Genomic DNA, 26,973 nt, shown 5'->3' with positions numbered 1-26,973 from the left:
ACGTTTGTGTACCTCCCTCGGACCTTTACGGGCAGTTGTTATCCCCCACCTAGCTTTCTCGATTTCTCAGCATCTTGAGGTGAGGTCTTACTGCCAGTAAAGAGTGGGATAAATGGGAAAGGGAGAGTAAAATGGGAAAACTAGTTGTAAAAATAGTTGTAATGGCAATTATTATCCTCAAGCCAACTCACTCGTTTGCAAACGATACTTTATCAACCAGAGAAGATGTAATGAGCTTTTTAGAAGATGCATTTTATGCACAAGTTTCCTTAAGTGAAAAGAAAAGAAGCTTACATGACGTCCATAGAGTATTAAACCCTTTCTTTACAAAAGAATATCAAGTATTATTTTTAAAGGAAAATTTAATAAAAGAAAATAACAAATATTTTACGTTTGGCAGTGATTTTGCTGCTTACTCTATTCCGTATTTTCAATTTTCAGAGCATACGCAAGTGAATGTGGGAAAAGATAAAGTGTATGTGTACGAGCATTTTAATGCATCTAAAGATGGACCAGTGGCTTATGATAGTCATTATGAAGGAATATTAATAGAAAAAATAAATAGCAAATGGAAAGTTTCAAAATTATTGAATGATGAAGAGATTTCCACTTATTTAGCGAAAAATCCTATACAAAATACAAGCTTATCTACATTTTATTGGGAAAGTTATTTAACAACGTTAGTTTTTTATAATGATGTGGTGTTTTTTTCAAACTTTAATGCTACGGATTTAACGAAACTAAATAACCAGGTTGGTTTTCAGGACAATCAATACCAACGCAAGATGCCAAATCCTGCCCTCTTTTAATGGGAAATATGTCCCGAATATTGGCGTTTCCTAAAAATTCCTATTTGTGTATTACGTTAAATTTGAAAAAAGGGAAGCTTTTGCCTTTATCGGAACATTACTATTCTTTTTAATCAGAAAAACCTAAGACTTGCTGAAGCTGCTCTAAATCAAATCCAGTGATGACTTTATCCTCAATAACGAAAGTTGGCGTGGAATAAGACTGGTATTTTTTTATTAGTTCATTTTTTGCTTTCGTATCTTGTTGAATATTCTTTACTTCAAATGAAAATCCTTTGTCTTGCAAAAATAGCTTTGCATATTCACAAGGAGGACAATCGGGCTGCGTATAGATCGTAATTTTTTTCATTTTGGTTAAATTCCCCTCTTGAGTATGATAGTATCATCATACTCATTTCCTTTCTTTATTTCAATCATCCTCTAAAGAGTTTGAATATTCACAGTAAAAAATAAATAAAAAAAGATTAGTAAATTTTACACTTTTACTTGGACAAACTACTAACAATCTTTTATTCTGTTATTATTGGCATTTACACATATTGAACTTTAACTTTAAATTTAAAAAAGGAAAGTGTATAGAAACATGCTAATAGTGAAACCTAATGGTAATATATAGGTTTTTTTGAAAGGAGAGAGAGCATGTCACAACTTCAAGGTATTTTGACACGTTTGAAAAATTTACAAGAACAATCCACTGGGGGAGAACCAACTCAACGTTTTTTTGAGGTGAATGGTGAAAGAAAATGTCAAGTAACCTTCCATCCAAAAACCGTTACATTTGAATTGGAAGTATACAATGATAAGGAAAAACCGAAAAGATATCAATTTGACAATATTGATATGATTACGATCGAAATTTTTGATCTAATTCAATAAATGTGTAATGGAGCTGAAAAGCTCCATTTTTTTATGAGATAAGAAAGTATAAGTTTTTGGAAGTCAGAGAAGTGTCTAGCGCAAGCGCCCTATCGACTTCAACGCTTCCCTCACCTCGCTTGCGTAGTCAACATCGACGCTTACGCTCTTCGTGTTTCCTTTATCTCACTCGATTCAGTCCAGCTTTTTTCGTCGATAAGCAAGGGCGCTTGCGCTTTTCTTATATAAAATACATAAAATAAAGCTTGGCTGAAAATGCTAATAGTTGAGGTGAGAAAATGGTCCCTTTTGTAACATGCCCCCAATGCTTTAAACAGGAATCTCTAGAGCATGTATTAACAGCACAATCTAATCAAAATATAATTTACCATTGCCCAAATTGTGACTATATAAAAAGGAATATTGAAACAAGTAAAGGTTAAAAAAAGCATCTTGCCGAAAACTATGTTAAGATATTTATGTAAAAATAAATGAATTGAGGGGTTTTCGGCTATGATCAGCATTCACAGCGGAGAATTTTTAGGCAGCTCATTAAAGGAATTGATGATCCCGTCAGAGTGTGTTGCCCATGTGCAAATTGGAAATAATTTAGAACATGCATTATTAGTACTAACAAAAAGTGGATATTCGGCAGTGCCTGTACTTGATCCATTCTATAAACTGCATGGATTAATTAGCACAACCATCATTACAGAGAAAATTCTCGGGTTGGAAAGAATTGAGTTTGAAAAATTAGAAACGACCAAAGTACAGGAAGTTATGAAAACAGATCTACCGAGAGTGAATAGTAATACCTCCGTTTTGGAGACAATAAAATTTTTAGTGGATCATCCTTTTGTTTGTTTAGAAGACAATGAAGGGTTTTTTGAAGGGATTTTAACTAGAAGCACTATTTTGCAGCGATTGAATGGTCATTTACAAAAATTAAATCATCAATAGGAAAAATCATTTCTTTCGTGCTTTTTTTCTTTTGAAATCGCTTCCTTTTGTTGTTTGTTGTATTATGCTTGATAGAAGATTCCTTTTAAGAGGAGTCTTTTTATTTTTCTATAAATATGCAGGCATCAATAGATGTATTAAGATATACTAATTAAAAAAAGTAAAGAGGAAATCAAAGATGTCAACAATTACAGAACTGCAGTTATTAACTGTGTTAGCTCAAGAAATGAATATGAGAAAAGCTGCAGAAAGGCTTTTTGTCACACAGCCAGCTTTGTCCCAGCGCCTGCAGACAATTGAAAAAGAATGGGGGGCTAAATTGTTTATTCGTTCACAACGAGGCTTGTCATTAACGGCTGCTGGTGAATTAGTCACTAAATTTGCTGCTGAAACAATAGAGAAAGAAGAAGAAGTAAGGGAAGCGATGTTTGCTTTAGAAGAGGAAGTACATGGAACGCTTAAAATTGCTGTTGCCAGCATTGTTGGTCAGAATTGGCTTCCATCCGTATTAAAAAGATTTGTCGCCAAATATCCTCAAGCAAAAGTATCACTTGTCACAGGATGGAGCAGTGAAATATTAAAATCCATTTATGACGATAATATTCACATCGGAATCATTCGAGGATCTTCAGACTGGAAAGGTGCAAAAATGTATTTATTTGATGATCCTCTGTATCTTGTTGATACCGAAATCTCAAGCCTTGATCAATTATTACAAACAGATAGGCCCTTTATCCAGTTTAAAAGTGATTCAAATTATTACGAGGAAATCCAAGTATGGTGGCATCGTCAGTTTCAAACACCACCTAAAAAAACAATTGTTGTCGACCAAATTGAAACATGCAAACAATTATCCTTCAACGGAATTGGCTATAGTATTTTACCATCCATCGCAATAAAGGATGCAGATCAAAACTTATTTAAAATACCATTGTACAATGAGAATAAGGAGCCGATAAAAAGAGAGACATGGCTTATTGGATATGAAGCTTCTTTCCAATTAAAGCAAGTACAAGCATTTTTAGAAATTGTCAATGAATATATTTCAGACCAGCCATTTAATCACAGCTTATTAAAAGAGAAATAATGGGAATTTATGAAGGGAGATGTCTTTTAAAAAAATAAAAGGAAGAATCTTGCGCTGATATAGAAGTTCGATTGAATTTTTGCTTGTTTTCATTTCTTTTGTTTGGTAAAGTAATTTCGAGTATATACATAATGGAGGTAGAAACAATGAAAATGATGGATGCAAATGAAATAATTTCATTTATTCAAAATAGTAAAAAATCAACACCTGTAAAAGTTTATGTAAAAGGTGATTTAGCTGATGTAAACTTTGGAGAAAACGTACAAGCTTTTATTAGCGGAGATTCAGGAGTTGTTTTTGGCGAATGGACAGAAATTAACGCAGCAATTGAAGCGAATAAAGGAAAAATTGCAGATTTTGTTGTAGAAAATGACCGTAGAAATTCGGCAATTCCACTTTTAGATATGAAAAATATCAATGCTCGTATTGAGCCAGGTGCTTTTATTCGCGATCAGGTAGAAATCGGAAATAATGCAGTTATTATGATGGGTGCAGTTATTAATATCGGAGCTGTAATCGGAGAAGGTTCTATGATTGATATGGGAGCGATTCTTGGTGGTCGAGCTACTGTTGGAAAAAATTGTCATATTGGAGCAGGAGCTGTGTTAGCAGGAGTTATCGAGCCTCCATCTGCAAAACCTGTAATCGTGGAAGACGATGTACTAATTGGAGCAAATGCTGTGGTAGTAGAAGGCGTTACGATTGGAAAAGGCTCTGTTGTAGCTGCTGGAGCGATTGTACTAGAAGATGTACCAGCAAATACATTAGTGGCTGGAGCACCAGCTCGAGTTATTAAAGAAATTGACGAAAAAACAAAATCAAAAACAGAAATTATGCAAGAACTTCGTCAGCTATAAAAAGGAAACAAAAGCGTGGATAAAGCAGCATTTCGAACATGTGATAAAAAAGTATGAAATGAATCGTCCAGGCGGAATAAGAGAACTTTACTTTCGGGACGTGACTTCTATCAAGAATAATGATTCGAAGAAGTAATCAAAGAAAGTAGTGGGAAGATTGAGTCTGGAGCGTGGATAAAAGTCCGCGCTTTTGTTTTGCATGAAACGAAGAAATATTGCAAAACAAAGAAAAGCGTTACAAAAAAGGAGGCAGTTATGGGAGAGAGTGCCAGCTTTATAAAAATTCGGAGAGACTTACATCAAATTCCGGAGCTTGGATTTCAAGAAGTAAAAACGCAAGCGTATTTACTTGATTATATCCAAACATTACCTGCTGACAGAATGGAAATAAAAACATGGAAAACAGGCATTTTTGTTAAAGTAGCGGGATTCAATTCTTCTAAACTTATTGGATACCGAGCTGATATGGATGGATTGCCTATGACAGAAGAAACTGGGCTGCCATTTGAATCCACTCATCCAAACAAAATGCATGCATGTGGCCATGATTTTCATATGAGCATTGCGTTAGGTGTATTAACAGAGCTTATGAACAATCCTATTAAAGATGATGTACTCTTTATCTTTCAACCGGCAGAGGAAGGTCCTGGCGGAGCAGAGCCAATGCTTAAAAGCGATATTATGCAAGAGTGGAAGCCAGATATGATCATGGCATTGCATATTGCGCCAGAGTATCCTGTTGGAAAGATTGCATTAAAGCCTGGCCTGCTGTTTGCAAATACATCGGAGCTCTTTATTGATCTAAAAGGAAAAGGAGGACATGCGGCTTATCCTCATCAAACAAATGATATGGTCGTTGCCGCATGCAGTCTGGTGAGCCAGCTTCAAACGATTGTAGCAAGAAATATTAATCCGCTTGACAGTGCTGTAGTAACAATAGGTAAAATTACGGGCGGATCTGTTCAAAATGTTATTGCGGAAACTGCAAGATTGGAAGGGACAATGCGCACTCTTTCTAGTGAATCAATGGAATTGGTTAAACAGCGGGTTCAGTCGCTTGTTAAAGGAATAGAAGTGGGCTATAACTGCGAATGCACCATTGATTTTGGCTGCGGCTATTATCAAGTTTATAATGAAGAACTGCTAACAGAAGAGTTTATGAAGTTTGTTGCAGATCATACAGAGACAAGTGTAATTGAGTGTACCGAAGCAATGACAGGGGAAGACTTCGGCTATATGCTAAAAGATATTCCTGGGTTCATGTTCTGGCTTGGAGTGGATTCACCATATGGTTTGCATCATAATAAGCTAAATGCGAACGAAGAGGCAATTGGAACCGCTATTTCTATGATAACGAAATATATACAGTATAAAGGAAACTAAAAGAAAAAAGCCTTCGATAAGTTAAATAATTCTTATCGAAGGTATTGATTTATTTCCTCAAACAAAAAATAGACATGTTATTTTGGTGCTAAAATAAGCTGGGAAGGTGCAAATTTGATGTTAGTGCGGTCAAGTTCTTCTTTTATCTCTTTCCGAAGTAATCGTTCGATTCCTACTTGTTCATTATTAACGGTTTTTGCAATAATTCGAATAGTAATAGTTCCTGTTCCTAATGTTTGAATACCAGCTACATTTGGGCCGTCTGTTATAAGAGGATTTTGCTTTTTTATAGAATCACAGACTTTTTGCAATACATTAAGTGTTTGTGGGATATCATTTTCAGTAGAAATCATTACATCTACAAGAGCCTGCATGTCCCCTCTCGACTGGTTGCTTAGGGTAGTAATTTCACGATTTGGTATATAGTTTAGGGTGCCATCACCTGACCGGATTTGGGTTGTTCGCAAGCCTACTTGTTCAACTGTCCCGGAATAATTTCCTACAATAACATTGTCGCCAACATCCAACTGTTTTTCCAATAAAAGAAAAAAACCAGTTACAACATCACTTACAAGACCTTGTGCACCAAACCCGACTGCCAATCCGACTATTCCTGCTCCAGCCAAAATTGCAGTTGCTTGTATGCCAAAGGTTTGAAGAATCGTGACAACTAATACAAAAATTAGCAGATAAGAAACTAGATTTTTGGTTAAACTTTCTAAAGTAAAAGCTCTGCCCTTTGATATGGAGTTTTTTTCTTGAAAAGATAAAAATAATCTTGTAATGAATGCAGAGGCCAGTTTTTTAATCATTATGTAAATGAGAATAATTACAACGATTTTTAAAAAGGTAACGCCTGCTTTTATAAGGAGGCCTTCCCAGTCTAAATTAATTAAGTCTTTTCCATATGTGTTAAATTCATCCATTTTTTCACTTCCTTGTTGTATATAAATTGAAAAATTTTTGATGTGCAAGTCATATTATTTTATTCCCCTTCTTCGTTTTGATAAACTTATGATTGAAAAATCCTTTTATCGTTTATACTAAGAAAGACTTGAATAAGAATAGACGATAGAGAAAAAATTTTTGTTTACTTTAATAAAACAAAAATAAAATATTTTCTTTAAACAGTTGATAATGACTAGTTTTTTAAATTAATTATTATTTAATGTTGACTATAAATACTAAACGTTTTATAATGATATTCATTGAGAGATAACAACAAATGAGTTCATACATATTCTCATTTAAATACAATTACATGGAGGGATTATCAATGCCAGAACGTATGGTAGGTAAACAAGCACCAAGATTTGAAATGGAAGCAGTATTTGCAAATAAAGAATTTGGAAAAGTAAGTTTAGAAGAAAATATAAAAAACGATAAATGGACAGTATTATTCTTTTATCCAATGGATTTCACTTTCGTTTGTCCAACGGAAATTACTGCATTATCTGACCGTTATGATGAGTTTGAAGACCTTGATGCAGAAGTAATTGGTGTTTCAACTGATACAATTCATACACATCTTGCTTGGATTAAAACAGATCGTAAAGAAAATGGTCTAGGAGATTTAAAATATCCATTAGCTGCTGATACAAATCATGTTGTTTCACGTGAATACGGTGTGTTGATTGAAGAGGAAGGTATTGCACTTCGCGGATTATTCATTATCAGTCCAGAAGGCGAATTAATGTACTCTGTTGTAAACCATAATAATATTGGCCGTGATGTTGATGAAACATTACGTGTTCTTCAAGCACTTCAAACTGGTGGACTTTGCCCAGCAAACTGGAAACCAGGTCAAGCAACATTATAAGAATCATAAAAAAGGGGGACCTAACGATTTGCTGTTAGGTCTTTCTTTCAATCAAAGTAGGGTATTAAAGGATTTTTAGGCGTTACAGTATAAAAGCAGTATATTTTGGCTAAATTCTCTTTAAAATGTTTGATTACAAGCTATAGCTGAAATGAAAAACTTGGGGGTCAATAGATATGAAATTACGTGAACAGATGCCAGAACTTGCTGGAGCAACAGAATGGTTAAATGGAGAACTTTCTAAAGCTGACTTAGTTGGAGAGAAGCCAACTTTAATTCACTTTTGGTCTGTAAGCTGCTACTTATGTAAAGAAGCTATGCCGCAAGTTAATGAATTTAGAGATAATTACAGCGATAAATTAAATGTCGTAGCTGTTCATATGCCGAGATCCGAAGAAGATTTAAATTTAGAGCAAATCAAAAAAACGGCAGAAGAGCATGGGATTACACAGCCAATTTTTGTTGATAGTGGTCATAAATTAACAGAAGCATTTGAAAATCAGTATGTTCCTGCTTATTATGTTTTTGACAAAGAAGGAAAGCTGCGACATTTCCAAGCTGGTGGAAGCGGAATGAAAATGCTGGAAAAACGTGTGAACCGCGTTTTGGATGAGACAGCTAAAGCAGCAGAAGCAGCTGAATAAGCTTAATATGCAAAAGCGAGGAGATGATTCCTTGCTTTTTTTGCTTTTATAAACTAATTTAAAAAGTTTCTTAAAAAATAAGTGGAAAAATATTTCGAAAACCGTTATATTAAAAATGCGGATTTTTTGTCATATAATTGGAAGTGTTAATGTATATTTTAGACAGAAGAGGGGGAACGTACGTTTGAACACTTTTAAAAAATTAAAAAGTTTTTATTTGCCATTTAAACAATATTTTATCTGCTCTTTATTCTTTTTAGTAATCGTAACATGTATTACAGTAGTATATCCAATTATTTTACAATTAACAATTGATGATGTAGTGAGAGAAGGAAAATATCATTGGATACCCTATTTAGCAATTGGATTTATACTGATTATGATTTTGAAAGGAATAGCTACATATATACAACAGTATACTGGTGATTTATTTGGAATCAGCTCCGTATATCAATTAAGAAATTCTTTATATGAAAAACTTCAATACCTTCCTTTTAGCTACTATGATAATGCGAAAACTGGAGATTTAATGTCTAGATTAACAGCAGACGTTGAGGGATTCCGCTTTTTTTTATCTTATGGCTTTTCTGAATTGCTTCGATTTATCCTACTAATTGCAGTAAGTATTACGATTATGTGTTATTATTCAGTCCCTTTAACAATTGCTTCGTTGATTACCTTGCCCTTTTTAGTTTTTGTAACATTTAAATTTGATAAGGCAGTCCATCCAGCTTTTCGGCTTATACGAAAGTCCTTTGGTAAATTAAATACGAAAGTACAGGAAAATATAAGTGGAATCAACACAGTCAAGTCTCTTTCGAGGGAAGACTTTGAAGTGAAGACATTTAATGACTTTAATGGAGATTATAAAGAGCAGTATTTATTTACTTCGGATATATGGTCAAAATATTTTCCTCTTATGGAGTTTTTGGGAAATTGCAGCGTTGTTTTCCTGATTTCGTATGGTGGTTTTTTAGTAATAAATAATAATCTTCAATTAGGAGAGCTTGTTGCTTTTTATAGTCTACTAGGCTATATTATATGGCCAATTATGAATTTAGGGTTTGTTATAAACCAATTTTCCCAAGCAAAAGCTTCTGGAGAAAGACTGCTGGAAATTTTAGAAGAAGATAATATTATTGAAAATCGAAAAAAAGCTGTTTTTACAAAACGTTTAAATGGAACAGTGGAATTTAAAAATGTGTCATTAAAATATGCAATGAAAGAAGAGGATGCGCTTTCGCATATTAATTTTAAAGTATCTAAAGGAAAAGTAGTTGGATTAATTGGTGGTACAGGTTCTGGCAAAACAAGTATTACACAGCTATTAACAAGGTTTTATGAAGCTACAGAGGGCGAAGTGAAAGTTGATGGTATTAATGTCGAACAGTATGATATCCATGCGTTAAGGAGTAATATAGGCGTAGTTTCGCAAGAATCTTTTTTATTTTCTTCTACTATTAAGAGCAATATTGCTTATGGAAAACCAGATGCTACAATGGAAGAAATTATAGCTGCGAGCAAAAGAGCGCAAGCACATGACTTTATAATGGAGCTACCTGATGGATATGATACGATGCTTGGTGAGAGAGGTATGGGACTTTCCGGAGGTCAGAAGCAAAGAATCGCTATTGCAAGAGCGATTTGTGTTAATCCGAGTATCTTGATTCTAGATGACGCCACAAGTGCTGTAGATATGGAAACAGAGTTTATTATTCAAAAAGAATTAAAAGAAGTGATGAAAAATAAAACAACATTTATTATTGCACACCGTATTTCTTCGATCAAGCATGCGGATGAAATACTAGTTTTAGAAGATGGAAGAATAGTAGAAAGAGGTCTGCACACAGAATTGATTACACAGCATGGCTCATACAAAAGAATTTATAATATTCAATTCCAAGATCAGCAAAAAGTTGCTGAGATTCAAGCACAATAGGGGGAATGCGCTGATGGCATTAAAGAAAGAAAAGCTGCAGGATCATGTGATGAATCGATTTAACTACTCAACGGATGACGTAATTGAAAAACCCTTTAACTGGAAGCAAATGTGGCGTTTATTAAGCTATATGAAGCCGTATCAAAAAAAACTATTGCCACTATCATTTGCCACAGTTTTAATTACAACATTTGTACGATTAATTATTCCTATTTTAATTGGCATATATGTTTTAGACATGGCAATAAAAAATAAGAATGGCAGCCAGCTATTGAGTTTAGTAATACTTATTGCCGCATTATATATCATTTCTTATATTGCGAACTACTTTCGAATAAAATGGATGAATGCATTAGGCCAAAATGTTATCTATGATATTCGAAAGCATTTATTCACACATGTACAAAAATTGTCCCATCGATTTTTTGATGAACGTTCAGCTGGGTCCATACTCGTAAGAATTATGAATGACATTAATTCGCTGCAAGAACTGTTTACAAATGGCGTTATTAATCTTTTAATGGACATTATATTATTAGTTGGGATATTTTGTATACTACTTACATTAAGTCCGGAATTATCTCTTGCTGTTCTGATTATTATTCCGATTATGTTTTTTATTTCTACTGCTTTACGAAGAAAAATAAGAAGGTCTTGGCAAGCTGTTCGGTTAAAGCAAGCAAAGTTAAATTCCCATTTAAACGAAAGTATTCAGGGAATAAGGGTTACACAGTCATCCACCCAGGAAAAAGCAAATATGATGTTTTTTGATGGAATAAATAATGAAAACTTTGAAAGTTGGCGACATGCATCTAAACAAAATGCCATGTTTCGCCCCCTTGTTGAATTAACCAATGCAGTAGGAACTGCTGTGTTAATATGGTATGGTGCCTACTTGCTGAAAACAGATATGAGTATTGGTGTTTTTGTTTCCTTTGCCTTTTATTTAGGTATGTTTTGGGAGCCTATTTCCCGGCTTGGTGTAGTATATAATCAATTATTAATGGGGATGGCATCGTCTGAACGAATTTTTGAATTTTTAGATGAGCGTCCGAATGTGTCAGAAATAGAAAATCCAATCGAGCTGCAGGAAATGAAAGGGGATATTCAGTTTCACCATGTCGAGTTTGCGTACAATGCAAAGCGTAAAGCATTGAATGGGATTGACCTGGAGATAAAAGCAGGTCAAACAGCAGCATTAGTTGGGCATACAGGATCTGGGAAAACAACCATCGCCAATTTAGTCAGCAGATTTTATGATCCGACTAGCGGTTTTATTACAGTGGATGGAATAGAAATAAAATCTATTTCTTTACAGTCTTTGCGCAGTCAAATTAGTATTGTGCTACAAGATACTTTTATTTTTTCAGGAACGATAATGGAAAATATCCGTTTTGGAAAACCTGATGCTACAGACGATGAAGTAATGGAGGCAGCAAAAGCAATCGGAGCACATAGCTTTATTGATAGGCTTCCGAATAAATATTTTACGGAAGTAGAAGAACGTGGGAATATACTTTCCGTTGGGCAAAGGCAGCTATTGTCTTTTTCAAGAGCATTGTTGGCAAACCCAAGAATATTAATTTTGGATGAAGCAACTGCGAGTATCGATACAGAAACAGAAGTAAAAATACAAAAAGCATTAAAAACATTATTAAAAGGAAGAACTGCTATTATGATTGCCCATCGACTTTCCACTATACGGGAAGCTGATAAAATTATTGTATTGGATCATGGAAGCATAATGGAAGAAGGCTCCCATACGGAATTAATGGATAAAAAGGGGATTTATTATCATTTAGTGGAAGCGCAATTCAAAATGCTGCAGGTGATGTAAAATATGGGGATTTTGGTTAATCTAGGCGAACAAAGAAGAAATTGAGCGTTTTTCGCCAGTCTTAACACACTGCTTTGATATAAACGGTGTGTTTTTTTGCATTACTAGCTGTAATCATTCAAAGATCACCTATTCTTTTCATTCTTGGAGATAAGCAATAGTAAACAGTTCTCTAGGATGAAGGGAATATGTTACTATTAAAAAGTATCTTTAAACAAAAAGTACATATACTAAGCGAACGATTGTATGGAGGATTTTACTTTTGAAGAAAGAATTTGCAGTAATTGGTTTAGGAAGATTTGGCGGCAGCATTTGCCGAGAATTAGTCGAACTTGGTATGGAAGTAATGGCAATTGATAAAAACGAAGAAAGAATAAATGAATATGCAAATATTGTTTCCCATGCTGTTATGGGCAATTCTGTTGATGAAAATGTTTTAAAAAGCTTGGGTATTCGAAACTTTGAACATGTTATTGTAGCAATAGGAGAGGATATACAAGCAAGTATTCTTACCACACTTATCTTAAAAGAGCTAGGTGTGAGCAATATAACGGTTAAAGCCCAAAATGACTATCATGAAAAAGTGTTAAAAAAAATTGGAGCAGATTCTATTGTACATCCAGAGAGAGATATGGGGATTAGAATTGCCCATAATATTGTTTCTAATAATGTGTTAGACTATTTGGAGCTATCAGATGAACATAGTATTGTAGAAATAAAAGCAAGCAATAAATTAGATGGATTTACAATGCTTGATTTAGATATCCGAGCAAGATACGGAATTACCATTGTTGCTATTAAAAGAGATAACGAAATTATTGTTTCTCCACAGGCTTCTGAGCCAATCAAAGAAAAGGATGTATTAATAGTAATTGGAGCAGATTCTGATATTAACCGTTTTGAGAAAAAAGTGATGATGTGAATGAAAGGAAAAAAGCACGCAGCTGCGTGCTTTCAGATTGTGTTTTTCTTTTTGTTATACTTCCATAATAATTGGAAGTATCATCGGTCTGCGTTTTGTTTTTTCATATAAGAAAGGTGACAGTGTCTCGATAATTTCATTTTTAATTTCAGACCATTGTGTTGTTTTGCGTTCCATTACTTTATTTAAATGCTTATTAATCAGGCTTTGGGCATCATTTATTAAATCACCTGATTCACGCATATAAACAAATCCTCTTGAAATAAGATCAGGACCTGCTGCAATTTTAAAATCTTTCATGTTGATGCTGACAACAACAACAACTAAGCCTTCTTCTGAAAGGATGCGGCGGTCGCGCAATACAATATTTCCAATATCTCCAATTCCGCTTCCATCTATATAAACATTGCCAGAAGGAATCTTGCCGGCTACATGTGCCGTATCATTGGAAAGAGCAAGAACTTCTCCGTTATCCATAATAAAGCAGTCTTCTTCTTTTACACCGCAATCAATAGCAAGCTGTGAATGCATTTTTTGCATTCGGAACTCCCCGTGGATTGGCATAAAGAATTTTGGCTTCATTAAACGAAGCATTAATTTTTGTTCCTGTTGTCCACCATGTCCAGATGTATGAATATTATTTAATGGTCCATGGATAACTTCTGCCCCTGCACGATAAAGCATATTGATGGTTCTATTTACACTAATCGTGTTTCCTGGAATTGGGGATGAAGAGAATATAACCGTATCGCCAGGAATAATTTGAATTTGACGGTGTGTTCCATTGGCTATACGTGACATAGCTGCCATAGGCTCTCCTTGGCTACCTGTACAAAGAATTGTTACTTGATTTGCCGGCAGGCGATTAATTTGCTGTGGTTCAATAAACGTTTCTTTAGGTGCTTGTATAAAACCTAATTCCAACCCAATGTTGATTGCAGCTTCCATGCTTCGTCCAAATACTGCAACTTTTCTTCCGTGTGCTACAGCAGCATCTGTTACTTGCTGTAATCGATAAATATTAGATGCGAAAGTAGCAAATATGAGTCTGCCATCTGCTTTTCTAAAAATATCTTGAATGCTGTCGCCTACCAGTCTTTCAGATATTGTAAAGTTCGGCACTTCACTGTTAGTACTGTCTGATAAAAGACAAAGGACGCCCTCTTTACCTATTTCTGCCATTTTCGTTAAGTTTGCAGGCTCTCCAACAGGGGTGAAGTCAAATTTAAAATCACCAGTGTGAACAATTTGTCCAGGCGGTGTTTTTACAACAATCCCGTAAGAGTCCGGAATACTATGTGTAGTTCGGAAAAAGGAGACTGAAGTTTTGCGGAACTTAATAATATCCTCTTCCTGTATTTCATGCAATGTTGTTTGTCTTAATAGTCCATGTTCTTCTAATTTATTCCTAACTAATGCAAGAGCAAGCTTTCCGCCGTAAATGGGGATATTTACTTGTCTGAGAAGATAAGGAATACCACCAATATGATCTTCGTGACCATGTGTGATAAATAAGCCTTTAATTTTGTCTACGTTCTTCACAAGAAAACTATAATCTGGAATAACATAATCAATTCCTAAAAGCTCGTCTTCTGGAAATTTTATCCCTGCATCAATAAGAATAATTTCATCCTGAAACTGAACACCATATGTGTTCTTACCGATTTCCCCTAGACCTCCTAGAGCAAATACAGCTGTTTGATCGTTTTTTACAAATTTCATTTATTCAATCTCCAATACTGTAAAGTCTTCATTTAATTGTTCATATTCTAAAAATGCACCGTCAACTTTTGTTACAAATTCAATATTATAAGGTTTATCTCCTAATTTGGTTCTAACATCTCTTTCCGAAATGCCTTCTACATAAATCGTTTTTGTTTTTTCTCTTACAGGCACTTCCATTTTTGAAACTTGGTAATATACTTTAAAAATCATAAAAAATCGCTCCTTAATAGTATTATCTAATTATATTATATAAAAAGTTAACATGTTTTTCATGTTTTTTCTTTTAATAGCAAAACAAGGATAAAAATAGAATCAAAAATTATTGTCGTTGTTAAGGAGAGTGCTCGTTTAGATCCCATTCACAGAGTTCTTTATTAAGATGGACAATTTGCCAACAATCCATAACAAGGAGGCTGGTGGCAAGTAAATTATTTAGTAACTTTATCATTATAATATCAGAAAATATCTTTAGACAGATAACTCTCTTTAGCTCTGACGTACAGAATGTCCTAGTGCCTGCTTTGCTTCATGGCCGAAGGATGTAAGTCAATCGGATGTTTTGTATTTACGTATTTAGACGATTTTCCTGTAACCGCTCATTAAGCCGTACAGCGACCTATCGATTTTAAAGAACTCCTCATCTCGACTAGGATAAGTCAAGCACTAACTCGATAACGCTATTTGTGTTGCCTTTATTTTTGCATGGTACACTTGTTTGTATGATTCTCATACAGTAGAACCCCGCTTTTTTGTCGATAGCCAAGGGCTCTTGTACTTCCCACATGCCTTATAAGACGCTCTCAAGAAAAGATGGGAGCATTGTGGATATCTCAAATAGGGAATATGTATTTTACAATAATAAACCTATATTCTATTTGGATGCAAAGAGAAGTATAGGTGAAAGTAATCGCTTTTATATTAAAAACAAAAGGTCGGACCCCCAGCCACAAATACAATAATAATAATGAACTCTATCATTCATTATTATCTTCATGGTGGCATGTGGGGCCTGACCTTAATGGATAACTTCCGAAATGTTTAGGCAATTGTTTTTTTTCTTAATAAGTCTTTCCACTGTTTTAAGAGCTTTTTTCTTAGCTTTTTCAACATAGTGGATCATCTCCTTACTTATATTTTAAACCATTCTTGTCCAATGTAAAGAGTTCTCCCTTAAATAATCACATAATTTGTCCAAAAATAGTTTATTCACAATAATAAAATGGATGATTTAACGAGTGGATAAATGAAAATTAAACCAACGAAATAACAGCTTTATTATCAAATCGGATGCCTTTATAGAATAGTATGCTGTGATTCATCTCGAAAGAATAAAGGAATAATTGTTAGAGTCTATGCTGTCTTTGCTTAAAGTGTATAGATAATAAAATACTGTTCATAATCTATGCTGCTAATGGAATATTTTATATAATTAGTATATGAAAAAATAGAAAAAATTATCATGGGAAAATTTAGAAGAAAGAAAATAGGCGGGGATAAGCTAAACAAATACCAAAATAGCGTGGTTATTTGTCTAGCTTTGTTTCCGTTCATCCGCAGACAAGAGTGTTTACTATCTATTTTCTTAGGGATTTTATCTTTCAATCGCTATAGCGTCTTCTATAGGGTTTAAAGGAAATTGTTGATTGATATGGTCATAAAACATAACGCCGTTCAAATGGTCAATTTCATGTTGAAAAACAATGGCTGGCAATCCTTTAAGTCGCAGTTTTACTTCGTTATTTTGCAAATCTGTTCCTTTAATAGCAATTCTTGCGTAGCGGGGAACGAAACCTGGAATTGACTCGTCAACAGACAAACAACCCTCTCCAGATGTTAAATACGATTTTTCTACAGAATGGCTGATAATCTTCGGATTAAATAGACTGTAGCTATATTGTTTTCCAGTTTCATCTTTTACATGAACAGCAATCATTCTTTTGGAAACATTTATTTGTGGAGCAGCTAGGCCAACTCCTCCTCGAAGTCCATATTTCTCTGCTGTTTCGGGATTTTGGCTGTTAATGAGAAATTCCATCATGCTTTCAAGCGTTTTTTTATCTTCTTCACTTGCTGGAAGAGATACTTCTTCCGCTATTTTTCTTAATGTGGGGTGTCCGTCACGAATAATATCCTTCATCGTTAACAAACTTATCACTTCCTTTATACAAACATTCCATACAGTTTAAGTCTAACAGACAAATGCTAAAAAGTTAATGAAAAAAGTCGCAAGTATTTTTATAGAAAATAAACGACAATTGCTAGAATAAGTAATATAAAAGAGGACAAGTTCATAAATTGAAATAAGAAATTGAACAGCAGTTGATAGAAAGAGAAAGGAGATTTTATTTGGCTGGTTTGAATAAAACCTGCAAGGAATTCTCTCAGCATTTTTAGTGAGTAAATAAATCAGTGTAATGAAATGTATTTGTAAAAATACAATAGAATATATATAGTTGGATAGAGAGTGAGGAGGAGAAAGGTTGAAAAAAGTGAAAGTGATTCCAGTCTTTGGGATGATGATGTTAACCATGTTTTTATCAGGCTGTTTTAATTTTCAAACCCCTAGTGAAAAAATTTATAAAAAACTAGAAAAAGTAGTTTCTGCTGAAAAAGAATTTGAGCAGCAGCAAGAGCCATTAGTAGCTTTAGAGAAAAAGGAGCAAGTATTATATACGCAAATTGTTTCTCTTGATTTAGATAAAATGGATGAGATTACGAAGCTTTCGAATCAAGCACTTGCTTCTATTCAAAAAAGAAAAGAATATATGGAAAATGAAGTAGAAAGTATAAAAAAATCAAAAGAGACTTTTGAAACAGTTAAGGTAGATATAGAAGATTTAAAAGATAAGCAATTAAAAACAAAAGCAAACGAACTCTATAAAAAAATGATGACCCGATATGAAATCCACGAGGAGCTGTATAAAAATTATTCAACAGGCCTTCAGGATGATGAACAATTATACAAAATGTTTAAAAATAAAGAGTTGAATATAGATGAATTAGAAGCACAAATCAAAAAAATAAATGAAATATATGAGAAGGTACTTCAAAATAATAAAGAATTTAACGCAATTACAAAGGAATACAATAACTTAAAAATAGATTTCTATAAAGAGGCAGGGATAGAAATTAAGGTTCAAGACAAAAATAAAAAATAATGAAATAAAGCAGGTATTCAAATAGAATCGACACTGTAAAGTATGAAGTGGAGAAAGGAAAAAGACAGATGCTTCCTCTAGTCTTAATTTTCTTGTGTCAGACTCTAATAGAGTGCCTTTTTTTTGCTTGTAAAATTTTAACGTATTTTGTTTCATTTTTTGAAAGAGAATTATTAAACAGGGAGGATATAAATGAAGCCTATTTGTTCGCGAGAAATAACATATTCTAGCGGGTACATAATATGGAATAGGGTGAAAATCCCGATATAACAGCATTCGACATGATATGTAAAAAAATTCAAATGATTATTTTTATTATAACACAGTTAACAATAGTAACAACTGTATAATACAGATGCGGATTAATTATTAGTACAGATAGCAAAATAGGAAAAATAAAACAAGAAATTTAACGAAAAAAACATAGTACTTTAAGATTGACGGATAATAATTATCTATATTAAACTTATACATGTATTAAAAGTTGTATTAATAATTTATATTGGTTTATTGATACAGAATATACGGATACCGAATTATTTATAAGACGTTTTTTCTAGCAACTTTTGTGGAAAACTGTATAGGTATGGTTAAATTATATTGATTTAAGTGGTTAAGAGGATTGAGAAAGCGTTCTCTATTGCTTGGTTAGTATGACACGACACAATAATTTTAAGTTAGAGATGGAATTAGTCTTTTAAAAAGAAAGGAAAGGGTGGCTTAAATGGCTTCTAAAACAAAGAAGGCACAGTTAGATGTGAAAGCACAGCTTGAACAAGTGGAAAATCAATTCCAAACACTTCAGATTTTAAATGAAGAGGGCGAAGTTGTTAATGAATCTGCAATGCCTGACCTAAGTGATGAGCAATTACAAGAGCTTATGACTCGCATGGTATATACACGTATTCTTGATCAACGTTCGATCTCTTTAAACAGACAAGGTCGCCTAGGGTTCTATGCACCAACAGCAGGTCAAGAAGCTTCACAATTGGCTTCACAATTTGCGTTGGAAAAAGAAGATTTTATTCTTCCAGGATATCGTGATGTTCCTCAGTTAATCTGGCATGGACTTCCGCTGCATCAAGCATTTTTATTCTCTCGCGGACATTTCTTAGGAAACAAAATGCCAGAAGGAGTAAACGTTATTTCACCACAGATTATTATTGGTGCACAATATGTTCAAACAGCTGGTGTTGCTTTAGGAATGAAAAAACGTGGTGCACAAGCAGTTGCTATTACTTATACAGGTGATGGTGGTGCTTCTCAAGGGGATTTCTATGAAGGAATTAACTTTGCTGGTGCATTTAAAGCTCCTGCAATTTTTATCGTTCAAAACAACCGTTTTGCTATTTCTACACCTGTTGAAAAACAATCTGCTGCAAAAACAATTGCACAAAAAGCAGTTGCTGCAGGTATTCCTGGAATTCAAGTAGACGGTATGGATCCATTAGCAGTTTATGTTGCTACTCGTGAAGCGCGTGAAAGAGCAGTAAACGGCGAAGGACCTACATTAATTGAAACATTAACTTACCGTTATGGTCCACATACAATGGCTGGGGATGACCCAACTCGCTACCGTACAGCAGATCTTGACAGCGAATGGGAAAAGAAAGACCCATTAGTGCGTTTCCGTAAATTCCTTGAAAATAAAGGCATTTGGAATGAAGAAAAAGAAAATGAAGTAATTGAACGTGCGAAAGATGAAATTAAAGAAGCAATCAAACTTGCTGACGATGCTCCAAAACAAAAAGTTACAGATTTAATGAATATCATGTATGAAGAGCTACCAGCGAACTTAAAAGAACAATATGAAATTTATGCTGCAAAGGAGTCGAAGTAAGCCATGGCGCAAATGACAATGATTCAAGCAATCACTGATGCGTTACGCACAGAACTACGTAACGATCCGAACGTATTAGTATTCGGGGAAGACGTTGGTGTAAACGGCGGTGTATTCCGTGCGACAGAAGGTCTGCAAACTGAATTCGGTGAAGACCGTGTATTTGATACTCCATTAGCTGAATCTGGAATTGGTGGTTTAGCTGTTGGTCTTGGTTTACAAGGCTTCCGTCCAGTACCTGAAATTCAATTCTTTGGATTCGTTTATGAAGTAATGGATAGTATTTCTGGTCAAATGGCACGTATGCGCTATCGTTCAGGAGGACGTTATAATTCACCTGTTACAATTCGCTCCCCATTTGGCGGTGGAGTTCATACGCCAGAACTTCATGCGGACAGCTTAGAAGGATTAATGGCACAACAACCTGGTTTAAAAGTTGTTATTCCATCTACACCTTATGATGCAAAAGGATTATTGATTTCCGCTATTCGCGATAACGATCCAGTTATCTTCTTAGAGCATATGAAATTGTATCGTTCTTTCCGTCAAGATGTACCAGAAGAAGAGTACACAATTCCTTTAGGAAAAGCGGATGTAAAACGTGAAGGAAACGACTTATCTATTATTACCTACGGAGCAATGGTTCAAGAATCCATTAAAGCTGCTGAAGAGTTGGAAAAAGAAGGTTTTTCTGTAGAGGTAGTTGATTTACGAACAATCAGCCCACTTGATATCGAGGCAATTATTGCATCTGTTGAAAAAACAGGAAGAGCGGTTGTTGTTCAAGAAGCCCAAAAACAAGCTGGTATTGCAGCTAATGTTGTAGCTGAAATCAATGATCGTGCGATTCTTAGCTTAGAAGCGCCAGTGCTTCGTGTTGCTGCACCTGATACAGTATTTGCATTCACTCAAGCGGAAACAGTATGGCTTCCAAACTTTAAAGATATTATTGAAACAGCTAAAAAAGTTTTAACTTTCTAATATGTCTTGTATTTTTGGATAACATGAAAAATTCGATAACAAAATCGTAATAACTGTAGGAGGTTGAATTACATTGGCTTTTCAATTTAGATTGCCGGATATCGGTGAAGGAATTCACGAAGGCGAAATTGTAAAATGGTTTGTAAAACCAGGCGATAAGGTTCAAGAAGATGATGTACTTTGTGAAGTACAAAACGATAAAGCAGTAGTAGAAATCCCATCTCCAGTTGAGGGTACTGTAGAAGAAGTACTTGTAGATGAAGGAACTGTAGCGGTAGTTGGCGATGTGTTAATTACATTTGATGCTCCTGGATATGAAAACCTTCAATTTAAAGGTGATCACGGTGATGGAGAAGAAGCTCCAAAAGCGGATGCAAAAACAGAAGCGCAAGTTCAATCAAGTGCTGAAGCTGGTCAAGATGTAAGCAAAGAACCAGTTGAAGCACCAGCTGCTGAAGCTGTTGAAGTAGATCCAAACAAAAGAATAATTGCGATGCCATCCGTACGCAAATATGCTCGTGAAAAAGGAGTGGAAATTCGCACTGTTTCAGGATCAGGCAAAAATGGAAGAATTACAAAAGAAGATATTGATGCATTCTTAAGCGGTGGTGCAAAAGCAGCAGCTCCTGCACCGGAAGCGGCTCCTGCTGAAACTGCAGCTCCTGCACCGGAAGCACCAGCAGCAGTTTCAATTCCAGAAGGAGACTTCCCAGAAACTCGCGAGAAAATGAGCGGAATCAGAAAAGCTATTGCTAAAGCAATGGTTAACTCTAAACATACTGCTCCACACGTAACATTAATGGATGAAGTAGAAGTATCCAAATTAGTTTCACATCGTAAAAAATTCAAAGAGGTTGCAGCTGCAAAAGGAATCAAATTAACTTTCTTGCCATATGTCGTTAAAGCATTAACAAGCGCGTTAAAAGAATTCCCAGCACTAAATACATCTCTTGATGATGCTGCTAGTGAAATCGTTCATAAACATTATTACAACATCGGAATTGCTGCTGATACTGAAAAAGGACTATTAGTTCCTGTTGTTAAAAATGCTGATCGTAAAGGCATCTTTAATATTTCAAATGAAATCAACGAACTTGCAGTAAAAGCTAGAGATGGAAAATTGGCTCCAGCTGAAATGAAAGGTGCTTCTTGCACAATTTCAAACATTGGATCTGCTGGTGGACAATGGTTTACTCCTGTAATCAACCATCCTGAAGTGGCTATTTTAGGAATTGGCCGCATTGCTGAAAAAGCAATCGTTAAAGACGGAGAAATTGTTGCTGCACCTGTACTGGCACTTTCTTTAAGCTTTGACCACAGAATGATTGATGGAGCTACAGCTCAAAATGCAATGAATCATATTAAACGTTTATTGAACGATCCAGAACTATTGTTAATGGAGGCGTAAAAACATGGTAGTTGGAGATTTTCCTATTGAAACAGATACTATAGTCATTGGTGCAGGTCCTGGTGGATATGTTGCAGCTATTCGTGCAGCTCAATTAGGACAAAAAGTAACCATTGTAGAAAAAAACGTTCTTGGCGGAGTTTGCTTAAATGTTGGATGTATTCCTTCTAAAGCATTAATTGCTGCTGGACATCGCTATGAAACAGCTAAACATTCTGATGACATTGGAATTACAGCGGAAAATGTAAAAGTGGACTTTTCAAAAGTTCAAGCTTGGAAAGCTGGAGTTGTTAAAAAGCTTACTGGCGGAGTTGAAGGACTTTTAAAAGGGAATAAAGTGGATATTGTAAAAGGCGAAGCGTATTTTGTCGATGCAAACACTTTAAAAGTTATGGATGAAAAATCCTCTCAAACGTATACATTTAAAAATGCTATTATTGCAACTGGATCTACTCCAATTGAAATTCCAGCATTTAAATATTCAAAACGTGTTCTTGATTCTACTGGTGCTCTTGCATTACAAGAAATTCCAGGGAAAATCGTTGTAATTGGCGGAGGTTATGTAGGTACTGAATTAGGTGGTGCTTATGCTAGCTTCGGAACACAAGTTACAATCTTAGAAGGTGCTGACGAAATCCTTGGTGGATTTGAAAAGCAAATGTCTGCATTGGTTAAACGTAACTTAAAGAAAAAAGGCGCAGATATTATTACGAAAGCTATGGCTAAAGGTGTAGAAGAGTCTGACACTGGTGTTGTTGTAACATATGAAGCAAAAGGCAAAGAAGAAAAAATTGAAGCTGATTATGTATTCGTAATGGTTGGTAGAAAACCAAATACAGACGAATTAGGTCTAGAACAAGTTGGCGTTGAATTAGCTGAACGCGGACTTATTAAAACAGATAAACAATGCAGAACATCTGTAAGCAATATTTATGCGATTGGCGACATTATTGAAGGACCGCCGCTTGCACATAAAGCTTCATATGAAGGCAAAATTGCTGCAGAAGCAATCGCTGGACATCCTGCAGAAATTGATTATCTTGGAATTCCTGCAGTTGTATTCTCTGAACCGGAATTAGCTACAGTTGGTCATACAGAAAAATCAGCAAAAGAAGCTGGAATTGAAATCATTGCTTCTAAATTCCCATTTGCTGCGAATGGCCGTGCATTAGCCCTTAACCAAGCAGAAGGCTTTATGAAGCTAATAACTCGTAAAGAAGATGGTCTTGTAATAGGAGCACAAATTGCGGGCCCTAGTGCATCTGATATGATTGCTGAGTTAGGTTTAGCAATTGAATCAGGAATGACAGCAGAAGATTTAGCTATGACAATCCATGCTCATCCAACACTTGGAGAGATTACAATGGAAGCAGCTGAAGTTGCAATCGGAAGCCCAATTCACATCATTAAATAATGTAGTTGAAAAACCCACTAATATTAGTGGGTTTTTTATTGTTGGAAAAAGAATAAAGAGGTGTTTAGAATTTGTATTTTTAAAGCCTTTTAAGGTCGTAGGCTGAGCCGCTTAATCCGTGAGGGTATTTTTTCGAGTGAGTGCAGATTTTAGTCTTATATGAGCTGTTTATCCCACTCTTAACGGGAGTAAAACCCCCACCTCAAGATGCAGAGAAATCGAGGAAGCTAGGTGGGGGATAACTGCCAGTAAAGATCCGATAGTGCAACTAACCATCAAAACCCCTACTGATGGAAGGAGGACTTTATGGAATTATCCTTGAGTCTTGAAACAGGATTAATGGTAGACTAATTTGGGTATTAGTAGGATAATCAATTATTTTACAAATTATTGTATTTTTAGAATTGAAAGCGTTTGTTAAAGACCGACCTTTTTTAAAAGGCAAAAATATTAAAAGGTTGTTCGTCATATACTATATTATATATCTTCTTGCGGTAGAAAAAAGGTGCAATGCTAAGTTTAAAAGGTGGTGAAGTTCCTTGAAGATTTATACGGCAATTCTTTTACAGTTAATTTTATGGAGCGGATATTCCGTTATTGAATGGCTGTCAAAGCATGATTTAGTTATATATAAAATTTTAATGTTTGGAGTCTTTTTATATTTAGCTGTAACGGTTGGCAATTATATTATAAAATCACCAAGGAAAACGATGTTTGCTACCTTTGTTAGTCTTGCCATCTATGGTTCTTTTCAAATGATTATGAATATAATGACGTACACATAAAACGAAACTGCAATCAAATTAGGCATGTCTCAATAGCTAGACTTTCCAAAATCATCTATTTTTACTCGATTATTAGGAAGACTTGTATTGGTCATGCCTATACTTATTTTTTAGGTAGATAAATCTTTTTCTATTGTGAAAAATGGACTATTCTATTTTACGCTTCTTCTTTTTTGGAATCTTCGTAAAATAACTTGCAACAATAGTAGATACCGCAAAAAGAAAGACGAAAATGCAAATAAATGTAAATAACAAAGGGATTGGATGAAAGATTGTCTCTTGTTTTAAAGGAGATTGAAAGCGAATTACTGCTGGATATTGATAATCATCCTGTGGCAAAGCTACTTTTTGCTCAGCGAAAGGGATAGGACCACCAAACACTAATGTGTTTTTTTGATCTAGTGGTTTTTTTTCTATATATTGTTTAAATAAAAATGGAGAAATAAAACTAATAATAAGACTTATCACAGCAATTATAAATACTTTCTTCATTGAAAAAACTCCAATCAAATAATTAAGGCACTTTATTAATGAAAGAACAAAAGGCTATGCATTATCGTTAAACTTCCTTGCTGCACAGCCCTTTAAAGTTAGTGTGAAAATGATTAAAACATAGGGAAGAACTACCTAACGAATGAATTAACTTTATCCCACTCTTAACGGGCAGTAAGACCCCCACCTCGGGGATGCCGAGAAATCGAGAAAGCTAGGTGGGGGGGAACTGCCCATAAAGGTCCGATAAGTGCAACTAACCATCAGTGGGGGATGAGGAAAAACCCCCACTGAAGGGAGTTTTCTTTATTAGGCAGTCTGTCCGCAGTTTCGAACTATTTGAAATGATTCAAGCCCCTGCGTCAATGAGCAAGGGTGTTTCTGGGTGCTTGAGTTCCTTATCGAATGGCGCGATGTTCTTTAATGACCCGAAGCTTTTTGAAATCATAATCTTCTGGTCCTTGTACAGGTAATCCAGCTTCCATATTTCTTTTTATATATTGCAAATTATCTTCTGTGATGATTTCACCAGGAATAAAGATAGGGATGCCTGGTGGATATACCATGATAAATTCAGCGATTACTCTTCCGACAGAATCATTAAAATCGATCAATTCTGTTTCTGAATAAAAGGCATCTCTTGGCGTTAATGCTAATACAGGAATCTTTGGCAGCATGACTTTCGCTTCCACTTTTCCGCCTTGATTATAATATTGTTTAGAAAGCTCTTGTAATGCATGAATTAAAATTTCAGCTTCTTTTTCTGTATCACCAGGTGTAATAATACATAAAACATTATATAAATCAGACATTTCCACTTCAATATTATAATTTTTCCGCAGCCATTCTTCAGCATCATGTCCAGATAATCCTAAATCCTTTACGGAAATGATCAATTTTGTTGGATCATAATCACAAGCAATATGTGATTCTACTATTTCTGAGCCAACACAATATAAGTGGTCGATTTCATTAATTTGTTGACGAATGCTTTGTGCAAGCACAATGGTTTTATCAAGCAGTTGTTTTCCTTCTGTTGCTAAACGCTTTCTAGCTACATCTAGTGAAGCAAGCAATAAATAGGAAGTACTAGTTGTTGTCAGCATACTAAGAATCGTTTGTACTCTTTTATAATTTACAAGTTTCCCTCTTACATTAAGAATAGAGCTTTGAGTCATGGAGCCGCCAAGCTTATGTACGCTTGTAGCAGCAATGTCAGCGCCTGCCTGCATGGCAGATAAGGGCAATTCATCGTGAAAATGGATGTGAACTCCGTGCGCCTCGTCAACAAGCACCGGAATCTCATAAGAATGTGCAAGTTCAACAATCTTTTTTAAATCAGCAGAGATGCCAAAGTAAGTTGGATTAATAACTAATAAACCTTTTGCATCTGGATGCAGCTCTAAGGCATGCTGTACAGACTCTATTGTAATTCCATGTGAAATACCTAAATTTTTATCTATTTCAGGATGTATAAAAACAGGAATGGCACCTGCAAAAATAATTGCAGACATAATAGATTTATGCACATTTCTTGGGACTATAATTTTATCTCCTGGTCCACAAACACTCATAATCATCGTCATAATGGCGCCACTTGTACCTTGAACAGAAAAAAATGTATGATCTGCTCCGAATGCTTCTGCCGCCAAAATTTGCGCTTGCTTAATAATTCCTTTTGGCTGGTGAAGATCATCAAGTGGTCCGATGTTAATTAAATCGATTGAAAGGGCGTTTTCCCCGATAAAATTTCGAAATTCTGGATCCATTCCATTTCCTTTTTTATGTCCAGGAATATGGAATTGAACAGGGTCTTTTTTTGCATGCTCCAATAAACCGTGATATAACGGTGTTTCGTGTTGTGACAATTTATTTACACACCTCTTTATATTTTAAATAGTTATTTTTCATTGCTCCATTTAACATAATGAATCCATAAAACAAATGAATTATAGCATTTTTTATTTTCTTTGCATACAATTAGTTTTTACTATCTGTGAAAGAATTATTTTACCCTATCTTGTTGAGGAGAAAACATTTCATTTTGCAAAGAAAACC

24 protein-coding genes are annotated in these 26,973 nt (G+C 34.9%); 17 read left to right on the top strand and 7 right to left on the bottom strand.

Translation table 11 applies throughout. The annotated features are described in order from the left end of the window. The first annotated feature begins 131 nt into the window (after positions 1–131). Positions 132–809 (top strand): DUF3993 domain-containing protein, encoded by a 678-nt coding sequence (locus tag ACTYBU_RS07615; RefSeq protein ID WP_445488534.1) that lies wholly within the window; start codon positions 132–134, stop codon positions 807–809. Positions 810–918: 109 nt separating this feature from the next. On the opposite strand, the gene ACTYBU_RS07610 is transcribed toward ACTYBU_RS07615, so the two are convergent. Beyond that, positions 919–1,158 carry a glutaredoxin family protein gene (locus tag ACTYBU_RS07610; RefSeq protein ID WP_445488532.1) on the bottom strand — a complete coding sequence of 80 codons (240 nt, stop codon included), beginning with the start codon at positions 1,156–1,158 and terminating at the stop codon, positions 919–921. 290 nt (positions 1,159–1,448) lie between these two features. Here ACTYBU_RS07610 and ACTYBU_RS07605 point away from each other — a divergent pair, with 290 nt between their 5' ends. The 5 genes from ACTYBU_RS07605 to ACTYBU_RS07585 all read left to right on the top strand — a co-directional run bounded on the left by ACTYBU_RS07605 (position 1,449) and on the right by ACTYBU_RS07585 (position 5,951). Continuing rightward, on the top strand, positions 1,449–1,685 hold the full coding sequence (locus ACTYBU_RS07605; RefSeq protein ID WP_445488530.1) for a YkuJ family protein: 237 nt from the start codon (positions 1,449–1,451) through the stop codon (positions 1,683–1,685). A 492-nt stretch (positions 1,686–2,177) separates the two neighbouring features. After that, entirely contained in the window at positions 2,178–2,624 is a 447-nt protein-coding gene (cbpB, locus tag ACTYBU_RS07600) for a cyclic-di-AMP-binding protein CbpB (protein WP_445488528.1), read from the top strand. A 178-nt stretch (positions 2,625–2,802) separates the two neighbouring features. Beyond that, positions 2,803–3,711, top strand: a complete 909-nt coding sequence (locus ACTYBU_RS07595; protein ID WP_445488526.1) for a LysR family transcriptional regulator — start codon at positions 2,803–2,805, stop codon at positions 3,709–3,711. Between the two features lie 146 nt (positions 3,712–3,857). Next, complete coding sequence (gene dapD / locus ACTYBU_RS07590; RefSeq protein ID WP_445488524.1) at positions 3,858–4,568, top strand: 2,3,4,5-tetrahydropyridine-2,6-dicarboxylate N-acetyltransferase; 711 nt, start codon at positions 3,858–3,860, stop codon at positions 4,566–4,568. A gap of 255 nt (positions 4,569–4,823) precedes the next feature. Then, positions 4,824–5,951, top strand: coding sequence for an N-acetyldiaminopimelate deacetylase (locus tag ACTYBU_RS07585; RefSeq protein WP_445488522.1), 1,128 nt, complete (start codon positions 4,824–4,826; stop codon positions 5,949–5,951). Positions 5,952–6,028: 77 nt separating this feature from the next. On the opposite strand, the gene ACTYBU_RS07580 is transcribed toward ACTYBU_RS07585, so the two are convergent. After that, positions 6,029–6,877, bottom strand: coding sequence for a mechanosensitive ion channel family protein (locus tag ACTYBU_RS07580; RefSeq protein WP_445488520.1), 849 nt, complete (start codon positions 6,875–6,877; stop codon positions 6,029–6,031). Positions 6,878–7,227: 350 nt separating this feature from the next. On the opposite strand from ACTYBU_RS07580, the gene ACTYBU_RS07575 reads away from it, so the two are divergent. The 5 genes from ACTYBU_RS07575 (at position 7,228) to ACTYBU_RS07555 (ending at position 13,112) form a co-directional block, all read left to right on the top strand. Continuing rightward, on the top strand, positions 7,228–7,770 hold the full coding sequence (locus ACTYBU_RS07575; protein ID WP_445488518.1) for a peroxiredoxin: 543 nt from the start codon (positions 7,228–7,230) through the stop codon (positions 7,768–7,770). A 176-nt stretch (positions 7,771–7,946) separates the two neighbouring features. Further along, positions 7,947–8,414: a TlpA family protein disulfide reductase gene (locus ACTYBU_RS07570; RefSeq protein WP_445488517.1), complete on the top strand. Its 468-nt coding sequence runs from the start codon at positions 7,947–7,949 to the stop codon at positions 8,412–8,414. A 184-nt stretch (positions 8,415–8,598) separates the two neighbouring features. Next, positions 8,599–10,353, top strand: coding sequence for an ABC transporter ATP-binding protein (locus ACTYBU_RS07565; RefSeq protein ID WP_445488515.1), 1,755 nt, complete (start codon positions 8,599–8,601; stop codon positions 10,351–10,353). Positions 10,354–10,366: 13 nt separating this feature from the next. Continuing rightward, positions 10,367–12,190 (top strand): ABC transporter ATP-binding protein, encoded by a 1,824-nt coding sequence (locus tag ACTYBU_RS07560; protein WP_445488514.1) that lies wholly within the window; start codon positions 10,367–10,369, stop codon positions 12,188–12,190. A 262-nt stretch (positions 12,191–12,452) separates the two neighbouring features. Beyond that, entirely contained in the window at positions 12,453–13,112 is a 660-nt protein-coding gene (locus tag ACTYBU_RS07555; protein ID WP_445488512.1) for a potassium channel family protein, read from the top strand. Positions 13,113–13,166: 54 nt separating this feature from the next. Here ACTYBU_RS07555 and rnjA read toward each other — a convergent pair whose 3' ends face one another. The 3 genes from rnjA to def all read right to left on the bottom strand — a co-directional run bounded on the left by rnjA (position 13,167) and on the right by def (position 16,983). Continuing rightward, on the bottom strand, positions 13,167–14,834 hold the full coding sequence (gene rnjA / locus ACTYBU_RS07550; RefSeq protein WP_445488511.1) for a ribonuclease J1: 1,668 nt from the start codon (positions 14,832–14,834) through the stop codon (positions 13,167–13,169). Further along, positions 14,835–15,047 carry a DNA-dependent RNA polymerase subunit epsilon gene (locus ACTYBU_RS07545; RefSeq protein WP_445488509.1) on the bottom strand — a complete coding sequence of 71 codons (213 nt, stop codon included), beginning with the start codon at positions 15,045–15,047 and terminating at the stop codon, positions 14,835–14,837. It abuts the gene before it with no gap. 1,381 nt (positions 15,048–16,428) lie between these two features. Continuing rightward, positions 16,429–16,983, bottom strand: coding sequence for a peptide deformylase (gene def, locus ACTYBU_RS07540; RefSeq protein ID WP_445488508.1), 555 nt, complete (start codon positions 16,981–16,983; stop codon positions 16,429–16,431). A 343-nt stretch (positions 16,984–17,326) separates the two neighbouring features. Between def and ACTYBU_RS07535 the strand changes: the two genes are divergently transcribed. From ACTYBU_RS07535 to ACTYBU_RS07510, 6 genes are all read left to right on the top strand, one after another. After that, on the top strand, positions 17,327–17,995 hold the full coding sequence (locus ACTYBU_RS07535) for a YkyA family protein (RefSeq protein ID WP_445488783.1): 669 nt from the start codon (positions 17,327–17,329) through the stop codon (positions 17,993–17,995). Between the two features lie 724 nt (positions 17,996–18,719). After that, positions 18,720–19,835, top strand: a complete 1,116-nt coding sequence (pdhA, locus tag ACTYBU_RS07530; protein ID WP_445488506.1) for a pyruvate dehydrogenase (acetyl-transferring) E1 component subunit alpha — start codon at positions 18,720–18,722, stop codon at positions 19,833–19,835. A 3-nt stretch (positions 19,836–19,838) separates the two neighbouring features. Continuing rightward, the gene (locus tag ACTYBU_RS07525; RefSeq protein ID WP_445488504.1) at positions 19,839–20,816 is read left to right on the top strand and encodes an alpha-ketoacid dehydrogenase subunit beta; all 978 of its coding nucleotides are present in this window, start codon (positions 19,839–19,841) and stop codon (positions 20,814–20,816) included. Positions 20,817–20,889: 73 nt separating this feature from the next. Then, the gene (locus tag ACTYBU_RS07520) at positions 20,890–22,224 is read left to right on the top strand and encodes a dihydrolipoamide acetyltransferase family protein (RefSeq protein ID WP_445488502.1); all 1,335 of its coding nucleotides are present in this window, start codon (positions 20,890–20,892) and stop codon (positions 22,222–22,224) included. Positions 22,225–22,228: 4 nt separating this feature from the next. After that, positions 22,229–23,638, top strand: coding sequence for a dihydrolipoyl dehydrogenase (lpdA, locus tag ACTYBU_RS07515; protein ID WP_445488500.1), 1,410 nt, complete (start codon positions 22,229–22,231; stop codon positions 23,636–23,638). A 539-nt stretch (positions 23,639–24,177) separates the two neighbouring features. Continuing rightward, positions 24,178–24,423: a hypothetical protein gene (locus tag ACTYBU_RS07510; RefSeq protein ID WP_445488498.1), complete on the top strand. Its 246-nt coding sequence runs from the start codon at positions 24,178–24,180 to the stop codon at positions 24,421–24,423. Between the two features lie 147 nt (positions 24,424–24,570). Here the strand turns inward: ACTYBU_RS07510 and ACTYBU_RS07505 are convergent, their stop codons facing one another. Further along, positions 24,571–24,915 carry a hypothetical protein gene (locus ACTYBU_RS07505; RefSeq protein WP_445488497.1) on the bottom strand — a complete coding sequence of 115 codons (345 nt, stop codon included), beginning with the start codon at positions 24,913–24,915 and terminating at the stop codon, positions 24,571–24,573. 398 nt (positions 24,916–25,313) lie between these two features. Then, positions 25,314–26,783, bottom strand: a complete 1,470-nt coding sequence (locus ACTYBU_RS07500; protein ID WP_445488495.1) for an aminotransferase class I/II-fold pyridoxal phosphate-dependent enzyme — start codon at positions 26,781–26,783, stop codon at positions 25,314–25,316. Positions 26,784–26,973 lie beyond the last annotated feature (190 nt).

It is taken from the genome of Niallia sp. 03133 (assembly GCF_052663225.1).
This window is presented reverse-complemented; position numbering and strand designations above follow the sequence as displayed.

Bases quoted from the DNA above. Each gene is read 5' to 3' on its own strand.
- ACTYBU_RS07615 (WP_445488534.1), top strand. From the start codon at position 132: ATGGGAAAACTAGTTGTAAAAATAGTTGTAATGGCAATTATTATCCTC.
- ACTYBU_RS07610 (WP_445488532.1), bottom strand. From the start codon at position 1,158: ATGAAAAAAATTACGATCTATACGCAGCCCGATTGTCCTCCTTGTGAA.
- ACTYBU_RS07605 (WP_445488530.1), top strand. From the start codon at position 1,449: ATGTCACAACTTCAAGGTATTTTGACACGTTTGAAAAATTTACAAGAA.
- cbpB (WP_445488528.1), top strand. From the start codon at position 2,178: ATGATCAGCATTCACAGCGGAGAATTTTTAGGCAGCTCATTAAAGGAA.
- ACTYBU_RS07595 (WP_445488526.1), top strand. From the start codon at position 2,803: ATGTCAACAATTACAGAACTGCAGTTATTAACTGTGTTAGCTCAAGAA.
- dapD (WP_445488524.1), top strand. From the start codon at position 3,858: ATGAAAATGATGGATGCAAATGAAATAATTTCATTTATTCAAAATAGT.
- ACTYBU_RS07585 (WP_445488522.1), top strand. From the start codon at position 4,824: ATGGGAGAGAGTGCCAGCTTTATAAAAATTCGGAGAGACTTACATCAA.
- ACTYBU_RS07580 (WP_445488520.1), bottom strand. From the start codon at position 6,877: ATGGATGAATTTAACACATATGGAAAAGACTTAATTAATTTAGACTGG.
- ACTYBU_RS07575 (WP_445488518.1), top strand. From the start codon at position 7,228: ATGCCAGAACGTATGGTAGGTAAACAAGCACCAAGATTTGAAATGGAA.
- ACTYBU_RS07570 (WP_445488517.1), top strand. From the start codon at position 7,947: ATGAAATTACGTGAACAGATGCCAGAACTTGCTGGAGCAACAGAATGG.
- ACTYBU_RS07560 (WP_445488514.1), top strand. From the start codon at position 10,367: ATGGCATTAAAGAAAGAAAAGCTGCAGGATCATGTGATGAATCGATTT.
- rnjA (WP_445488511.1), bottom strand. From the start codon at position 14,834: ATGAAATTTGTAAAAAACGATCAAACAGCTGTATTTGCTCTAGGAGGT.
- ACTYBU_RS07545 (WP_445488509.1), bottom strand. From the start codon at position 15,047: ATGATTTTTAAAGTATATTACCAAGTTTCAAAAATGGAAGTGCCTGTA.
- pdhA (WP_445488506.1), top strand. From the start codon at position 18,720: ATGGCTTCTAAAACAAAGAAGGCACAGTTAGATGTGAAAGCACAGCTT.
- ACTYBU_RS07525 (WP_445488504.1), top strand. From the start codon at position 19,839: ATGGCGCAAATGACAATGATTCAAGCAATCACTGATGCGTTACGCACA.
- lpdA (WP_445488500.1), top strand. From the start codon at position 22,229: ATGGTAGTTGGAGATTTTCCTATTGAAACAGATACTATAGTCATTGGT.
- ACTYBU_RS07505 (WP_445488497.1), bottom strand. From the start codon at position 24,915: ATGAAGAAAGTATTTATAATTGCTGTGATAAGTCTTATTATTAGTTTT.